Consider the following 17399-nt stretch of genomic DNA (forward strand, 5'->3'; position numbering starts at 1 on the left):
CCAAGGAGCATACGGTTTGTATGTGACTTAGGCTAAATAGTTTTACCAACGCAGCTAAAGCGAACTACACGCAGCAGAAGGTGATTACATTTGCTCCATAACTTCAATGCCAAGTAAGTCTAATCCCGTTTCTAGTGTTTTAGAAACCAAATTACACAGCACTAAGCGGCTATCACGTACATTTGGCTCTACACCCTCTTTTAGTACTGGGCAGGCTTCATAAAATGTCATGTATAAGCTTGCTAGCTCATATAAGTAACCACATAGTACGTGCGGTGTTGCTTCACTGATCATTAAATCAAGTACTTCTTCAAGCTGTAGTAGCTTAAGTGCTAGCGCTTTTTCTTGAGGCTCAACAATTGTAACGTCTGAATTTAATGTAGCTGCATCAACGCCTGACTTACGGAAAATACTGCGTATACGTGTATAAGCATATTGTAAGTAAGGAGCGGTTGCGCCTTCAAAGCTTAGCATGCTGTCCCAGTTAAAAATGTAATCGCTGGTACGGTGCTTAGAAAGGTCAGCGTATTTAACTGCGCCAATACCTACTTTACGGGCAATTTCGCTGCGCTCAGAATCACTTAAATCAGACTCACGTTCAGCTAGTTTTGTTTCGGCACGGTTAATTGATTCTTCTAATAAGTCAGCAAGTTTTACTGTGCCGCCAGTACGTGTTTTAAATGGTTTATTATCGGCGCCCATCATGGTGCCAAACGGGCAAAACTCGTAACTTGTTTCGTCTCGTAATAAACCCGCTTTACGCGCTGTTAGCTCTACTTGATTAAAGTGTAGATTTTGACGTGCATCTACAAAAATTAAGATGCGATCAGCACCTAATTTATTTGAACGATAATCACATGCTGCTAAATCGGTAGTTGCATATAAAAAACCACCGCCAGATTTTTGTACGATAAACGCTGATGGCTCGCCATCTTTGTTAGCTAGCTCTTCTAAAAATACAACTTGCGCGCCTTGTGACTCTACAGCAATGTTTTTATCTTTAAGTAGGCTAATAATATCGTTAAGTTCTGCGTTGTATGCGCTTTCAGCCATAATATCGGCTTGAGTAAGCGTTACATTTAAACGTTTGTATACTTCTTCAGAGTGCTTAACTGAGGTTGCTATAAATAGTTTCCACAGTTTTTCACAATGCGCATCGCCACCTTGTAATTTAACAACGTAGTCACGTGCTTTATCTGCAAAGCCTTCTTCGTCGTCAAAGCGTTTTTTAGCGTCGCGGTAAAACGTTTCTAAATCAGCAAGTGCTACAGAATCTAAATCAACGCCTTGGCTAATTTGATCTTCTAAATGCGCGATTAACATACCAAATTGTGTGCCCCAATCACCCATGTGATTTTGACGTACAACCGTGTCGCCTCTAAATTCAAGCGCACGTACAATTGAGTCACCAATAATGGTTGAACGTAAATGACCTACGTGCATTTCTTTAGCAAGGTTTGGAGATGAGTAATCAACAACCACTTTTTGTGGGTTAGCATGCTCATTTACAGCAAGCTTTGCATCACTGTTAGCGGCTTGTACGCTTTGCGCTAAAAACTCAGGCTTTAAATGAATATTAATAAAACCTGGGCCTGCAATTTCAGTCTTTTGAGCAATATCGCTTACATCAAGGTTATCTATAATTTTTTGCGCAAGCTCACGTGGGTTGCTTTTCATTTTTTTAGCCGCGCCCATTGCTGCATTAATTTGGTAATCACCAAATTGTGGACGCGTGCTTTGCGTTACTGCCGGGTTTGTATCTTCAGGTAAGCCTGCACCAACCATAGCTGCAACGGCTTTTTCGATTAAAATAGTACGAATATTCATATTTTTTACCTTTGTAAGCCCGCCAAAGCAGGCTTTCAGTTAACTGTAGTCAGTCGATTCTAGTTTTCGCGTGTATGGCTAAACGTTACTTCAGGGTAGCGCTCTACCGATAAGTTAAGATTTACACGGCTCGGCGCAATGTAAGTTAAGTTATCACCGCCATCGAGTGCTAAATTACTTTCGCACTTGCGCTTAAAGTCTTCAAACTTTTTCACATCGTCGCTGCTTACCCAACGCGCTGTATTTACGTTTACACCTTCGTAAATAGCATCTACGTTATATTCGGCTTTTAAGCGCGCTACAACCACATCAAACTGAAGTACACCTACCGCGCCCACAATTAAATCGTTGTTTATAAGCGGTCTAAATACTTGCACAGCACCTTCTTCAGAAAGCTGTACTAAGCCTTTTAATAATTGCTTTTGCTTAAGCGGATCGCGAAGACGAATACGACGAAACAATTCAGGCGCGAAGTTAGGAATACCACTAAACTTAAGTTTTTCGCCTTGCGTGAACGTATCACCAATTTGAATTGTACCGTGGTTATGCAAGCCAATAATATCGCCAGCGTAAGCATCTTCTGCTCGCTCACGATCGCCTGCCATAAAGGTTACCGCATCAGAAATACTCACCTGCTTACCAATACGCACGTGGTTCATTTTCATGCCCTGGCTGTACTTACCCGATACAATACGCATAAATGCAATACGGTCACGGTGTTTAGGGTCCATGTTGGCCTGAATTTTAAATACAAAACCGGTAAAATTCTCTTCTGTTGCAACAATAAGTCTGTCTTCGGTTTCGCGTGGTAATGGCGTTGGCGCCCATTTAGTTAAACCATCTAAAACATGGTCAACACCAAAGTTACCAAGTGCAGTACCGTAATACACTGGCGAAAGTTCACCGGCTAAAAACAGATCTAAATCAAATTCGTTTGATGCGCCAATAACAAGCTCAAGCTCATCGCGTAATTGCGCGGCTAAATCTTCGCCAATCGCAATATCTAGCTCTGGGTTATCAAGCCCTTTAATAGTGCGAACTTCTTGAATTTTATGACCTTGACCTGTTTTGTATAAAACAGCTTCGTCATTATGAATATGATAAACACCTTTAAACTCTTTACCACAACCAATTGGCCACGTAATTGGAGCACAGGCTATATTTAGCTCTGTTTCAACTTCGTCCAATACTTCCATTGGGTCACGAATATCACGGTCACACTTGTTCATAAACGTAACAATTGGCGTTGTACGCAGGCGCGTAACTTCCATGAGCTTACGGGTACGGTCTTCTACACCTTTTGCCGCATCAATAACCATTAAGCACGAATCTACCGCTGTTAATGTGCGGTAAGTATCTTCAGAGAAGTCTTCGTGCCCTGGAGTATCAAGTAAGTTAACAAGTGCGTTGTTATATGGAAACTGCATTACAGAGGTAGTAACAGATATACCACGCTCTTTTTCCATTTCCATCCAGTCAGACTTAGCATGCTGGTTAGAACCACGGCCTTTTACAGTACCAGCTCGTTGAATAGCTTGTCCGAATAACAATACTTTTTCGGTGATGGTTGTTTTACCAGCATCTGGGTGAGAGATGATAGCAAAGGTTCGTCGTTTATTAATTTCGCTAAGGAGATTTTGATCTGCCATTAAAAAGTTCTTTTAGTTTGTATACGGATATTATCCACTTTAAGTATGCTGAGCTTTCAAGGCTTAAATAATAACAATTGCATTAAATTGGTGATCTATTATAGCGATAAGTAAATAGTGTAATAACAAGGCGAAAATTATCACATAGAGTTGTTCTCTATGAATAATTTTTTAACCTAGTTAGTGAGTTATTCAATACGCTAGAATGATCATGTTTTTAATAAAATTGGTATAAAGCAACCTCGAAAGCTCAACACACCATCAGAAAAGCCCTAAATTGGCTCTTCACATGCGATCCGTTATGTTAATCGTAATTGAAGACTATTTTCGCTGATCTTGGCCTTATAAACAATCAATGGTTAGTTATTAACTGATCTTTTTATTAAAGGCCGTTGAGTTCTAAAATAAAATGCAAAGCTCGCCTCCCCATCCCCTTATTATTTTACGTAAGTTTCTTTGGTTGGTTACAGAAATTAGCCATCAAGACACCTACAGGCTTGTGTAATATAGCGGTTACGCATATTATTGATAAATTGCATGGAGGATAAGTAGTTTGGTCATGAAAACCAGTAAGTTAAGCATTCGATTATTATGGTATATAACGCCGCTTGTTATATTGCCTCTATTATTTTTAGGGGGCTTCACGCTCACGAATGTAACTAACTCCACTCAAAAACAAGCCGATCTAATAATGAGTCGTTTTGTTGAGCAACAACAACAAAAAGTATTTAACTATATAGACTCTTTTCACTCAACTACAAAGCTGCTCTCGACTTCTCCCGTACTGAGTGACTTTTTAGCAAATGATGTACGAGCTAATGGCAGTTATACACGCCAACTAGGTGCCTTAATGGATGTATTTGCCAGTTATAGCGAAGCCTATCCAGATATAGTTAGTATTAATTTAGTCTCTGCAAGCGGAAAAAGCGACGCTTATTATTCAAACAACCTGACTACAGCCCCTAAAAGCTATCCCTTTTTAAATAAAGTACTGCAAAGTAATTTAAGCCAGCAACAGTTCATGGATCAAAAATCAGACGGAACAACCAGTTTGTATTTTATTCAGCGAATTTATAGTGTTGACTACTATTTAAAACGCCCTCAACAGTTAGGCTTTATCGTTGTCCATGTTGAGCCTTCAATACTCAATACCAGTATTTTAGAGGCGCCTTATAACAATACACTTAATTTACTACTCACCAAAGATGGTAAAATTTTATTTAGTTCCGATTACAGTATGCGCGGCCAATACATTAGCGAATACGAACTAAACCGAATACATGATTTAGCTGATATTGGCACCTTGTCGACTATCGAACTATCAAGTATAGATAAAATAGAGCGCATGATTTTTGCGGTGCAAATGAGTGGCGGTTATTATTATGTTTCTACTATTCCTAAAGCTGTACTTTATCAATCTGGTAAGGCTATTAGTTTAATAACAGGCTTAATTGTTCTTATTTCGGTGATCACCCTGCCTATATTAATTTTTGTGGTTGTGCGTAACTTACTACTCAACCCTATCGAGTTATTAGGTGCAGCAAGCCACCGCGTTGGGGATGGTGATTTATCGGTGAATTTACCTGCGCATACAAATGATGAAGTAGGCATTTTATTTAACGATTTTAATCACATGGTTAACCAGATAAGACACTACCAACAACAGCTGGAAGATTATAAACATCACTTAGAAGATAAAGTAGAAAGCCGTACCAAAGCACTTGAAGCAATGAACAGCCAACTAGAGCTGGCGATTGCTCAAGCTGAACAAGCGAATCAACTTAAAAGTCGTTTTTTAGCAAATATGAGTCACGAAATACGTACACCGCTCACTGCTATTATGGGCTTTACAGAACAATTACTACACAACGATAAAATAGCGAACGATAAACAGCACCTCAGTACTATTTTACGAAATTCAAAACACTTGCTAGAACTAATCAATAACATTTTGGACTTATCTAAAATTGAGGCCGAAAAGCTTGCAGTAGATCAAGCGCCTATCAATGTAGTACAGCTCGTACATGATATTGAATCTATTATTGAACCCTTAGCAAAAGAGAAACAGCTTACTTTAAATATAAACTATGAATTACCACTGCCTCGTACCATATACAGTGATATTACGCGTTTAAAACAAATATTAATTAACGTTGCGAATAATGCAGTTAAATTTACAGAGCAAGGCAGCGTTTCTATTTGCGTACACTTTCATCAAAAAAGAAAAATGCTTGAATTTGTTGTCACAGACACCGGCATCGGAATGTCTGAAAATCAAATAAAGCGTGTATTTAAACCATTTGAGCAAGCTGATGCAACGACTACCCGTCGATTTGGCGGTACAGGGCTTGGTTTATGTATTTCCAAAAACTTGGCGCAACTACTCGGTGGTGATGTAGTACTAAAAAGTGAAATAGGTAAAGGAAGTAAGTTTTCTATTAGCGTGTCGTGTCATTTAACAGGCAGAAAACCCGCACTACAATTACTTACAGATAAAAGCCAATTAACGCCAGAAAGAGATCCACTACTATCGTTTGCAACCAACCACTTTGATGCCAATATTTTAGTGGCTGAAGACAACCCTGATAATCAATTACTAATAAAACTGCTTCTGCAAACGTGGGGCCTAGAACCCGATATAGCAAGTAATGGCGCACAAGCAGTAGAAATGGCGCTAGTTAACGACTATCAGTTAATTATTATGGATATGCAAATGCCGGTTATGGGCGGGTTAGAAGCAACTAAAATGCTACGCCACGCTGCGTACGACGGCCCTATCATCGCATTAACCGCAAACGTAATGAACCATGATATAGGCACTTATTTGGAGGCTGGTTGTGATAAAGCACTTGGTAAGCCGATTGATAAAGACGCATTAGAAAACGTACTAGTGAGTTATTTACACCTTGAAAAAGATAACCAAAATAAATGGGATAACTTATTAAAAAGTGAAAAATTCCAACAAATTGCAGACAACTACTTAGCTAATTTGCCGACTTACTTAGATGAAGTAAAAACATATCAACGTTCTGATGACTGGGAAGCACTACGAAATGTTGCCCACAGTATTAAAGGAAGTGCTGGGTGCTTTAACTTTGACGATATTTATCACAGCGCAGGCGCACTCGAAGACTCATTAAAAAGTGATAACAAAATAGTTCGCGATGATCTTATAGCCGACTTAATTACCGCTATTGAAAACTCTATAAATAATAAGCAAGTATAAACAACACATGCTCGCTGTTATTGGAAACCTAAACTTAATGCCATCCCCATTAAAATGGCATCTTCAAAGCCATTTTTAGCTGGGTTGTCGCTTGGGTAGTAGTTTTTACGCACTGACATTTCTATAAAGCCAGCGTACTCATACAGCGCAATTGCTCGCGTGTTAGATTCGCGTACCTCTAAAAATAAGTTTTCAGCGTTTTGTTGCTCACCGTATTCAATAAACTGAGCTAACAACTGCTTAGCAATGCCCTTGCCTTGATAACTTGGTGTTACGCAAATATCCATAAGCGTAAAATCAGGACCTGCTTTTTCACCAATATAAAAACCAACCATAGTCTCATTTTCAAACGCGGCTACATTAAAATAGCGCCCACCTAAACACGAACTCATTGTATTTAACGTCCACGGATGGCTATGGCATGCTGTTTCTATTGCCATTAATTGAGGTATTGCGGTTTCGTCTACTGGTTTAAAGTTTATCAAGGTGTTCACTCATTAAAGCCCATAAAGCGCGCTTATCGGCCGTGCTGAGCTGTGGTTTTGTAAGTACTAGCTGATCGTCATTTAATTGCATCTCAGCGCTTTGTACAACGCTGTTAATAGCAATTGGTAATGCTGCACGTTTAATATCTGCAAATAATTGTTCACAAAGCACTATAGGCTCAAGTACATTGTTTTTTGATGCAGTATCAGGTGCATGACTACTTGCCGCAACACTATCTATTAAAAGATTATTTGCAGGAAGGCTATCCGCTGGAAATTTATCGGCTGGTTTAAAGTGTTTATTTAATTCGAGGTTTTCAATACCAAAAACAGCTGCGTACCGTGAATGCATAACGACTCGATGAAATTAGTAAGTAAGGTAATATAAGAATTAATAAATACGATGTAAAGAAGAAATGGCAGGGGCGGAGAGACTCGAACTCCCAACCATCGGTTTTGGAGACCGCTGTTCTACCAATTGGAACTACGCCCCTGCAATGACGACGAATTATAGAGAAGTTTCGCCAAAGGTAAAGAGAAAAATCACACTTTTAGTTCAACTGCTTTTTAAATAAACAAAACGGCGAATAAGCATGCTAATCCGCCGTTTTTAATCACTTTATTTTATCTGACTAAAACTAAAATTAATTATTCCCATTCGATAGTTGCAGGTGGTTTACCTGAAATATCGTAAACAACACGAGAAATACCATCAATTTCGTTAATGATACGGTTTGAAACCACACCTAAGAACTCATACGGTAAATGTGACCAGCGCGCTGTCATAAAGTCGATTGTTTCCACACAACGAAGTGATACAACCCAATCGTACTTACGTGCATCGCCCATAACCCCTACCGATTTAACCGGTAAGAATACAGTAAACGCTTGGCTTACTTTATGGTAAAGCTCTGCTTTGTGTAGCTCTTCGATGAAAATCGCATCGGCGCGGCGTAATAAATCACAGTATTCTTTTTTGATTTCGCCAAGTACACGCACACCTAAACCTGGTCCAGGGAAAGGATGACGGTAAAGCATGTCGTACGGTAAACCTAGTTCTAGGCCAATTTTACGTACTTCATCTTTGAATAATTCACGTAATGGCTCAACAAGGCCCATTTTCATGTCATCTGGTAATCCGCCCACATTGTGGTGAGATTTAATAACATGCGCTTTGCCTGTAGCAGATGCCGCTGATTCAATTACATCTGGGTAAATTGTACCTTGCGCTAACCATTTTGCATTTTTAAGCTTTTTGGCTTGCTCATCAAACACATTAATAAACGTGTGACCAATGGCTTTACGTTTATCTTCTGGGTCTGATTTACCAGCTAAATCATTTAAAAACTGCTCTTCAGCTTCAACTTTAACAATGTTTAAGCCAAATTTATTACCAAACATGTCCATCACTTGCTGACCTTCGTTTAAACGAAGTAACCCATTATCAACAAATACACATGTTAACTTTGCGCCAATTGCACGGTGAATAAGCATAGCCACAACCGATGAATCAACACCACCAGAGAGGCCTAGAATAACTTCGTCATCACCAACTGTTTCTTTAATTCGTTCGATAGCATCATCGATAATTTTTGCAGCAGTCCATAATTTTTCACAGCCACAAATATCAATAGCAAAACGCTCTAATAAGCGCTGACCTTGATGTGTATGTGTTACTTCTGGGTGAAACTGTACGCCGTAGAAACGTTTTTCTTCGTTAGACATTGCAGCATGTGGGCAAGTAGATGTTTTAGCTGTTGTAGTGAAACCAGCTGGAATATCCATTACTTTGTCGCCATGGCTCATCCAAACGTCAAGTACGCCGTTGCCACCATCAGTGATGTGGTCTTCAATTGCATCAAACAATGCACAGTTGCCTGCTTTTTCAACTTGTGCGTAACCAAACTCTTTTTTATCAGAGCTATGAACACTACCACCTAGTTGAGCTGCCATTGTTTGCATACCGTAGCAAATACCTAGTACAGGCACGCCTGCATTAAATACATACTCAGGAGCGCGCGGGCTGTTTTCAAGTGTTGTTGATTCTGGGCCACCAGAAAGAATGATACCTTGTGGGTTAAACTCGCGGATTTGCTCTTCAGTCACATCCCATGCCCACAGTTCACAGTAAACACCAATTTCGCGTATACGGCGCGCGATTAGTTGAGTGTATTGTGAACCAAAGTCTAAAATGAGAATTCGTGAATCGTGAATATCTTTGCTCATGGAGTATCTCGTAAAGTAGATGCTAATGCTAAATGCCGCTTTGAATACCAATTTTATTAAACATTACTAATTCTTGCAGGCTAAATAACTCTCTAACCACGTTAAAAATTTCTTATTTAGAAGAAACTAAAAATCGAAATTTTTGCCTCGTTATTGAGCCATTTATCTGTCGCAATAATTGACCACTTTATTAATGCAATTGGTATTTATATAAACGACTAAAAAGAGGGCTTGCAAAGCAAGCCCAGTATATTAAATTAATTACGCTGCTTAACCTAAGCGGTAATTTGGTGCTTCTTTAGTGATTTGCACATCATGAACGTGCGACTCACCCATACCTGCTGAAGTAACACGTACAAATTGTGGTTTTGTATTTAGCTCTTCAATTGTTGCACAACCCGTTAAGCCCATAGCGCTTCGTAGGCCGCCCACTTGCTGATGAATAATCGTTGCAATAGGGCCTTTGTAAGCTACGCGACCTTCAATACCTTCAGGTACTAACTTGTCTGCTTCGTTTGATTTTTGGAAGTAACGATCTGATGAACCTTCTTTTTGATCCATCGCACCCAATGAGCCCATACCACGGTAAGATTTGTAATAACGGCCTTGGTACAATTCAACTTCACCTGGTGCTTCTTCAGTACCAGCAAGAAGAGAACCCACCATTACACACGATGCACCAGCAACAAGTGCTTTAACAATATCACCAGAAAAACGAATGCCGCCATCAGCAATAACAGGAATGTCGCGACCTTTTAAGCCTTCAACAGCATCTGAAATAGCGGTAATTTGTGGAACGCCACAACCGGTAACAATACGTGTAGTACAGATAGAGCCTGGGCCGATACCTACTTTAACTGCATCCGCTCCCGCATCAGCTAGTGCAATCGCACCTTCAGCTGTTGCAATGTTACCTGCAATAATTTGTAAGTCTGGGTACTCTTTACGCGTTTTAGTAACACGGTCAATAACGCCTTGAGAGTGACCATGCGATGTATCGATAAGTAAAACATCAATACCCGCTTCAACTAATGCAGCAATACGCTCATCAGTACCCGCGCCAACACTTACAGCAGCACCTACACGTAAACGACCTTGGTCGTCTTTACATGCGTCAGGTTTGTCTTGGGCTTTTTGGTAATCTTTTACTGTGATCATGCCTTTGAGTTTAAATTCATCATCAACAACAAGGATTTTTTCAATGCGGTGTTCGTGCATTAAGCCTAAAATTTCTTCGCGTGCTGCGCCTTCTTTAACGGTAACAAGCTTTTCTTTTTTAGTCATAACGGTAGAAACAGGCTGTTCAAGCTTAGTTTCAAAACGCATATCACGGCTAGTAACAATGCCTACAAGTACATTATTGCTGTCGGTAACCGGAAAGCCTGAAAAACCTTTTTCGTGCGAAAGCTCAACTGCATCAGCAATTGTTAAATCGGCAGTCACCGTTACAGGGTAAGAAACAATACCTGCTTCGTAGGTTTTAACTTTACGTACGTTTTTCGCTTGTTCTTCGATAGTCATGTTTTTATGAATAAAACCAAGACCACCCTCTTGCGCAAGGGCAATAGCTAAACGAGCTTCTGTAACAGTATCCATAGATGCTGAAATAAGCGGCAAGTTAAGTTTGATACCACGCGTTAAGCGAGTTGAAATGTTTGCCGTGTGTGGCAAAACAGTAGAATGACCAGGTACTAAAAGTACGTCATCAAAGGTAAGAGCTTCTTTAGCGATTCTAAGCATTTTGGCAACTTCTCACATGTGGAACTACGATAAGGAATTGCGGCCAAATTTTAACAGCGTTGTTGGCATGAGTAAATAATATTTCGTAAATATTTATGATAAACTTGCCTCATAAATAGTTTTAGGTTGTTTTTTATGTTTTCGAAGCCTTCGCAGACGGTTTACACCGTGTCACGCCTTAATAGAGAAATTCGCACATTACTTGAGCAAGGCTTTGCCTCATTAGTATTAACAGGCGAAATTTCTAATTTCATTACCCCTGCATCCGGTCATTGGTATTTTTCGCTAAAAGACGATAAAGCACAAATTAAAGCCGCAATGTGGCGCGGCAACAACCGCAACCAAAGCTACCGCCCTGTAAATGGCGCACAAGTCACAGTAAAAGCGCGTGTATCACTTTATGAACCTCGCGGTGACTACCAGCTTATTGTTGAGCATATGGAGCCCGCAGGCGAAGGTCAGCTAAAGCAAGAGTTTGATGCGCTTAAAATGCGTTTGGCCGCCGAAGGATTATTTAGCTCTGCTCACAAGCAGCCATTACCGCAAAATATTAATCGTATTGGTGTTATTACCTCAGCAACCGGCGCTGCTATAAAAGATATTTTAACGGTACTTAAACGCCGTGCGCCGCAATTAGAAGTCATTATTTACCCTGCTATGGTACAAGGCAAAGAAGCACACCTACATTTAATTAATCAAATTGAATTAGCTAATGTTCGTGATGAAGTTGACGTACTTATTTTAGGACGAGGCGGCGGATCACTTGAAGATTTATGGTGTTTTAATCACGAACAGCTCGCCCGCGCTATTTTTGAAAGTGAATTACCTATAGTAAGTGCAGTAGGCCATGAAATAGATACAACCATTAGCGATTACGTTGCTGATGTTCGTGCAGCCACTCCATCAGCCGCAGCTGAGCTTGTAAGCCCAAATACGCAAGAGTTACACAACAAAGTAACACAATTGGTTAATCGTTTATCTAACGCGTTTAAGCACGGTATTGCCGATAAACGCGCATTAGCAACGCAGTTACAACACCGCCTTAATTTGTGTCATCCACGTAATCAGCTTAATCAAAAAACGCAACGTTTGGATGAGCTAAGCATTGCACTGCAACAAGCTATGCGTAATCGCTTATACCAGCAAGAACGCACACTTAATAACTTAACGCCGCGTTTAATGCGCCAATCGCCTGACAAAAAACTCGCTACAGCAAACCATATACTCACGCAATTACACGCAAGACTAAACCAAGCTATACAGCATCAATTGCAGCAAGCAAATAACAACTTGGCACTACAGGCAAGTAAATTAGATTCGGTAAGTCCGCTAAATGTTTTAGCACGCGGTTACAGCATTACAAAAAATGAAAAAAATAAAGTGGTTAAATCAGTAAGTGATGTGAAAACCGGTGATGCACTTATTACCGAACTTGTTGATGGTGTTATACATTCTAAAGTAGTGAGCTAGCACGCTTAACTAAAATAGGAGCACTTACTCTTTGGTGCTCACTATAAATTCTATTCGCTCGTCGTTTGAGCTTGATGAGGTGATTTTAAACTGTTGCCACCAAGGTGTCGTTGCCAACTTATCATTAAGTTCACGCCACTGTGCATGACCTTGTTCATTATTCTTATCGGCTAGTAATTCAAATTTACAGATAGTTTGTTTACAAGTTAAATAGCTTAGCTGCGCCGTATTACTTAAATCACTGATGATTAAAAAGTCAGTAAGTGCCGTTTCTATTTCGAAGCTCCACTGCGTATTTTCACTTTCACTATCAAATTTTTCATCAAGCTGCTTAGCAAAATCAGTGCCTTCTAAGCGAGTTCGCTTTAACTGCTGCTGAGCAACTTTCAGCTGTTTTGTAGCTACTGACAATTCGTTATTTAGCGCACTTATTTTCGTAATGTACTCTTTTCCCAGCGGTTGTTGAAGTGCTTTAGTTGTAGTGTTTATAGGTGATTTTTGAACTGATTTATTACCGCTTACTTCAATAATAACATCTTGGCTAGCATGTATAAATTGAGCCGTTTTATCGTTAAACGGTTCATACAAATGCAAAAAGTAACCACTTGTTAATCCTACCCCCACAAAAAAGCTGAGTATCATTGCAAATAAGTTACTTTTATATGGCATTTATTTTCGCCTACTTTTATAGCATTGCACTTGTATGTGAAGCATTTTCAGGCTCAGGATTTGCTAAAAAGTTTTGGTTCATACTTTGCGCCGGACACTCACAATCCGGTCGACCAATAATTTTAGCGGGTACGCCAACAGCGGTTGTGTGTGCTGGAACATTGCTAAGTACAACAGAGCCTGCACCAATTCGTGCGCCCTCACCTACTTCAATATTACCCAGTACTTTAGCACCCGCGCCAATTAATACGCCCGCTCTAATTTTGGGATGACGATCGCCCTGCTCATTGCCTGTACCGCCAAGCGTTACAGATTGCAAAATTGATACGTTATCTTCAATTACCGCTGTTTCACCAATAACAATACCGGTTGCGTGGTCAAACATAATGCCTTTACCCACTTTACATGCTGGGTGAATATCGACCCCAAACACTTCAGAATTACGGCTTTGAATAAAGCGCGCTAACTCTTTGCGATTTTGTTGCCACAAACAATTAGCCAAACGGTGCGCCTGAATAGCATGAAAACCTTTTAGATTTAATATAACCGTAAGATAGGTTTCTGATGCCGGATCGCGGTCTTTTACAGCTTTAATATCCTCAGCAACAAAAGATAGCATACGGTCACATTTTACAAATGCTTGGTCAAACAGCTCTCGGATAGTGAATGCAGATACCACCGCATCAGCCAACTTATTAGCAACAATAAAGCTCAATGCCGAACCTAAACAATCATGATTTAAAACACATGAATAAACATGACTTGCTAATAATGGTTCACGTTTTACTACATCGTTAGCTTCGTCGCGAAGCTGTTGCCAAATTGCATGACGCATAATACTGCACTGCCTTAAGTTGATATAAAATAGCCTTTTCCCAAGTCTAACGGATTTAACCACTAAGGTGTTAATCCCTTAGTTATTTGTTCTGGTTATTAGGTATAACTGTTTATTAAGTTTCATTATTAAATAATAAAAATGCCTCGATGCTTATAGCACCGAGGCATTATTTTAACGCTTAAAAAACACTTAAATTATTGAAATACTTTATCGACTTTCATCACTTCAATATTTTTAGCAGGAATTGCTAATTTGTAATCAGCAATCACTTTATCTTCAGCCACTAATTCGGCAGGTTTATTCGTGTTGTAAACCATTGGCGAGGTTTGCTCCGACGCTAAACGTTTTTTCATGTCTTCGCCGTCACCGGTAATAAACACATACTGCACGTTATCTGTTTGCAGGTTATCTTTAATTACGCGATTCACATCTGCAAGCGTTAGCGTTTTAAGTTTGTAAGTTACGTAACTTACAAAGCTATCTGTGTTGTAAAATTCGCTATCAAGCGCGTAACCTAATTGGCGATTTTGACTTGCAACCATTTGCGGCACAAAGTTAATTAAAAAGTTACGCGTTGCTTCAAAGTCATCTTCGCTCATACCATTTTTAATTAGCTTATCTAGCTCAAACAAGGCGGTACGTGTTGCAAAGTGCGCATCGTTATTAGAGCGAAGTGGGCGTAACCACACTTGAAATATTTGCTCAGAGCGCCCTAGGTTTGCATCTGGCTTGGTTTGAAACATACCACGTGGAAAGTATTCAATATATGCGTAATCGCCATAGTTCATGCCGCGAGTTTCACGAATACGCTCATATAAAAAGCTGTTAGAACTACGGTGCTCACCAAAGTACGAACGCACAAGCCAAAGGGCTGTCCAGTCTTCGCTACTTCTTATTGTATCAATAGGGAAACCAAACGATACCGCCGTCGATTGCGCTGACTTTTCTACAATAGTTGCATGATGACCTTTAAGCGCTGGCGCATCAGGAATACTTAAACGGCTTTGCTCACCCTTTGGTAGCGTTGCAAAATCGCTCATCATTTTAACTTTAAGGTTTGCAGGCACAGCCCCAATTAAGCCAACCGTGAGTTTTGATTGCGTAAGCTCGCTGTTATAAAATGCTTTAACATCATCCAGCGTCAACCCTTCTAAATCCGAAATATCACCGTAGTTGTAGCTTTCGTAAGGGTGATTTTTGTAAAGCGCACTGTAGAGCACTTCTTTGCCTAGCTCTTCATCGTTAGATGCTTTTAAGCCTGACTTAATGCCGTCGATCATTTCTTTTTTAAGGCGCTTAAAATCGTCATCTCTAAAACCTGGGTTTAGTAATTGATCGCTCACAAGTGTATACCACTGCGCCGCATTATCTTTATGAATACGCCCTTGAAACGACAGCATTTCTTTATCTATTTGATAACCAAAGCTACCTGCAAGCGGATAAAGTGCTTTTTGAATATCTTTATAGCTTGTCGCCTCTGAGCCGCCTTGTGCAAGCATAGCCGCAGTTAACGCAGCAACACCTTTTTTGCCTTGAGGGTCGGCAGCCGCACCGGTATTGAATAAAAAGTTAACATCAATTAATGGCGAGCTATTGGTTTTATCAAGCACTTTAAATACAGGTGCCGCAGGTGCTTGTTCAAGCTTTGCAGTAAGCGTATTTAAATCAACTTCTTGCTCAAAACCTGGGGCTTTATCAAGTGCCGACATTGTTAATGTGGTACGTGCGTTATCAGTAAAGTATTTATTAGCAACGGCTTTAATATCTGCGCTGGTAATGTTATCTGCCGATTTATACAGCTGGTTTATAACCTCAGGATCGCGCTCAAAATGCATGTAGCTGGCAAGGGTTGATGCAATCGCTTGCGATGAGTCTAAGCCATTAATAAAGCTGTATTTAAGGTTCGATTTTAAATCACTCAACTTTTGCTCATCAACAAGCTCAGTGCGTGCTTTTGCATAAGTTCGGTTAATGGCATCGCGTGCAGTGGCTAAATCATCTGCGTTTTCTACTTTAACAAATACGTGTAATAAACCCGGATCTTTAGTCTCTGGGTTATAGGTAAACATTTGGCTGGCAATTTGTTTGTCGACCACTAGCTCTTGATATAAATCTGAATTATTTGAAAAATAAAGCTGTGAGATTAAATCAAGTGCCGCTCTGTCTTTTTTAGCAGGCTCCCACGCAGCGCCTTTGTACGATACGAGTAACCAATGCCCTGGTAGTGCTTCATCTTGCTGGTGCAAATATTTTGGTGCTTGTTGAACAGGCTCTGCTTTAATGTCAGCAACATAGTTACCCTTTTTCCAGCTTCCCCAATGCTTTTTAACCATTGCCATTGTTGCTTGCGGGTCTACATCGCCCACAATAACCAGTGACACATACTCAGGCTTATAAAATTTAGCAAAAAATTCTTTACCGTACGCCATTTGATCAGGCATGGCTTCTATGTCTTTAAAAAAGCCCATAGTGGTGTGTTTATAAGTGTGCTTGTCAAACGCTTCTTCGCGCACAGCACTTAATAATTTACGAATTGGGCTCGCGTTGTTTTTTAAGTACTCACCTTTTACCGTTTGTGCTTCTGTTCTAAATTGCTCTTCGGTGTAGGTCAAGTTTTGAAAAACATCAGCTTCAAGCTCAAGTACTTTATCTAGATGCTGTTTTGAAAAGTTTAAATGGTAATTTGTGTAATCATTTGTTGTATAAGCGCGGTTATCAACACCTGAATTTTTTAATATGTCTGAGTACACATCTTCAGGGTATTTTTTTGAGCCTTTAAACATCATGTGTTCAAAAAAGTGAGCAAAGCCTGTTTTGCCTTCTTCAACTTCGTTACGCGATCCAACCGATACCGGAATTTGCAGCGACACTACATCAGGGTAATCGGTTTTAACAACCATGACACGTAAGCCGTTTTCTAGCTCTTCAATTAAGTAATCTTGTGAAAAAACACGGTCATCAGCTTTATTTACTTGTTCTTGTTGTGCTGTTGTTTGCGCGCTTTGGTTTTGTTGCATGGCGCAACCCGTTAACGCCAGCGATACCGCTAAGCTGGTTGCTAATAATTTAAATTTCATTGTTGTCCCTTTTTAAATTGAGCAAATTTTTTGTCAGATTTAACACTAACTCACCCTCGATTATGCCCCAAAGCCAATAAATATAAGAGTCCCAAGGGAATTTATTATGTAAACAACTGTGTCAATTATAAATAATGGGAACAAACACTATGAATAAACATCATGTTAGTTGAAAAACTTTCACCAAATAAA

General features: G+C 39.9%; 11 protein-coding genes and 1 tRNA gene. 2 read left to right on the top strand and 10 right to left on the bottom strand.

Annotation, left to right across the window (positions count from 1 at the left end; genetic code table 11):
• Nucleotides 1-84 precede the first annotated feature (84 nt).
• Both argS and prfC read right to left on the bottom strand, forming a co-directional pair.
• Nucleotides 85-1827, bottom strand: a complete 1743-nt coding sequence (gene argS, locus AOR04_RS13245; RefSeq protein WP_096793608.1) for an arginine--tRNA ligase — start codon at nucleotides 1825-1827, stop codon at nucleotides 85-87.
• Nucleotides 1828-1886: 59 nt separating this feature from the next.
• Nucleotides 1887-3476 carry a peptide chain release factor 3 gene (prfC, locus tag AOR04_RS13250; RefSeq protein ID WP_096793609.1) on the bottom strand — a complete coding sequence of 530 codons (1590 nt, stop codon included), beginning with the start codon at nucleotides 3474-3476 and terminating at the stop codon, nucleotides 1887-1889.
• A gap of 559 nt (nucleotides 3477-4035) precedes the next feature.
• Between prfC and AOR04_RS13255 the strand changes: the two genes are divergently transcribed.
• Nucleotides 4036-6702 (top strand): hybrid sensor histidine kinase/response regulator, encoded by a 2667-nt coding sequence (locus AOR04_RS13255; RefSeq protein WP_007377814.1) that lies wholly within the window; start codon nucleotides 4036-4038, stop codon nucleotides 6700-6702.
• Nucleotides 6703-6719: 17 nt separating this feature from the next.
• Here the strand turns inward: AOR04_RS13255 and rimI are convergent, their stop codons facing one another.
• From rimI to guaB, 5 genes are all read right to left on the bottom strand, one after another.
• Nucleotides 6720-7187 (bottom strand): ribosomal protein S18-alanine N-acetyltransferase, encoded by a 468-nt coding sequence (rimI, locus tag AOR04_RS13260; RefSeq protein ID WP_007377815.1) that lies wholly within the window; start codon nucleotides 7185-7187, stop codon nucleotides 6720-6722.
• The gene (locus tag AOR04_RS13265) at nucleotides 7174-7539 is read right to left on the bottom strand and encodes a hypothetical protein (protein ID WP_096793610.1); all 366 of its coding nucleotides are present in this window, start codon (nucleotides 7537-7539) and stop codon (nucleotides 7174-7176) included. The genes rimI and AOR04_RS13265 overlap by 14 nt, the downstream gene beginning before the upstream one ends.
• Nucleotides 7540-7604: 65 nt before the next feature.
• Nucleotides 7605-7681: transfer RNA gene (locus AOR04_RS13270), tRNA-Trp, on the bottom strand.
• A gap of 154 nt (nucleotides 7682-7835) precedes the next feature.
• The gene (gene guaA, locus AOR04_RS13275) at nucleotides 7836-9413 is read right to left on the bottom strand and encodes a glutamine-hydrolyzing GMP synthase (RefSeq protein ID WP_033038060.1); all 1578 of its coding nucleotides are present in this window, start codon (nucleotides 9411-9413) and stop codon (nucleotides 7836-7838) included.
• Nucleotides 9414-9683: 270 nt separating this feature from the next.
• On the bottom strand, nucleotides 9684-11153 hold the full coding sequence (gene guaB / locus AOR04_RS13280) for an IMP dehydrogenase (protein WP_007377818.1): 1470 nt from the start codon (nucleotides 11151-11153) through the stop codon (nucleotides 9684-9686).
• Between the two features lie 135 nt (nucleotides 11154-11288).
• On the opposite strand from guaB, the gene xseA reads away from it, so the two are divergent.
• Nucleotides 11289-12623, top strand: a complete 1335-nt coding sequence (gene xseA, locus AOR04_RS13285; protein ID WP_096793611.1) for an exodeoxyribonuclease VII large subunit — start codon at nucleotides 11289-11291, stop codon at nucleotides 12621-12623.
• A gap of 24 nt (nucleotides 12624-12647) precedes the next feature.
• On the opposite strand, the gene AOR04_RS13290 is transcribed toward xseA, so the two are convergent.
• The 3 genes from AOR04_RS13290 to AOR04_RS13300 all read right to left on the bottom strand — a co-directional run bounded on the left by AOR04_RS13290 (nucleotide 12648) and on the right by AOR04_RS13300 (nucleotide 17207).
• Nucleotides 12648-13292 carry a hypothetical protein gene (locus AOR04_RS13290; RefSeq protein ID WP_096793612.1) on the bottom strand — a complete coding sequence of 215 codons (645 nt, stop codon included), beginning with the start codon at nucleotides 13290-13292 and terminating at the stop codon, nucleotides 12648-12650.
• Between the two features lie 16 nt (nucleotides 13293-13308).
• On the bottom strand, nucleotides 13309-14127 hold the full coding sequence (gene cysE, locus AOR04_RS13295) for a serine O-acetyltransferase (RefSeq protein WP_096793613.1): 819 nt from the start codon (nucleotides 14125-14127) through the stop codon (nucleotides 13309-13311).
• A gap of 197 nt (nucleotides 14128-14324) precedes the next feature.
• The gene (locus AOR04_RS13300) at nucleotides 14325-17207 is read right to left on the bottom strand and encodes a M16 family metallopeptidase (protein ID WP_096793614.1); all 2883 of its coding nucleotides are present in this window, start codon (nucleotides 17205-17207) and stop codon (nucleotides 14325-14327) included.
• Nucleotides 17208-17399: the final 192 nt, after the last annotated feature.

The sequence above is a fragment of the Pseudoalteromonas sp. 1_2015MBL_MicDiv genome, from assembly GCF_002407505.1.
Classification (GTDB): domain Bacteria; phylum Pseudomonadota; class Gammaproteobacteria; order Enterobacterales; family Alteromonadaceae; genus Pseudoalteromonas; species Pseudoalteromonas fuliginea.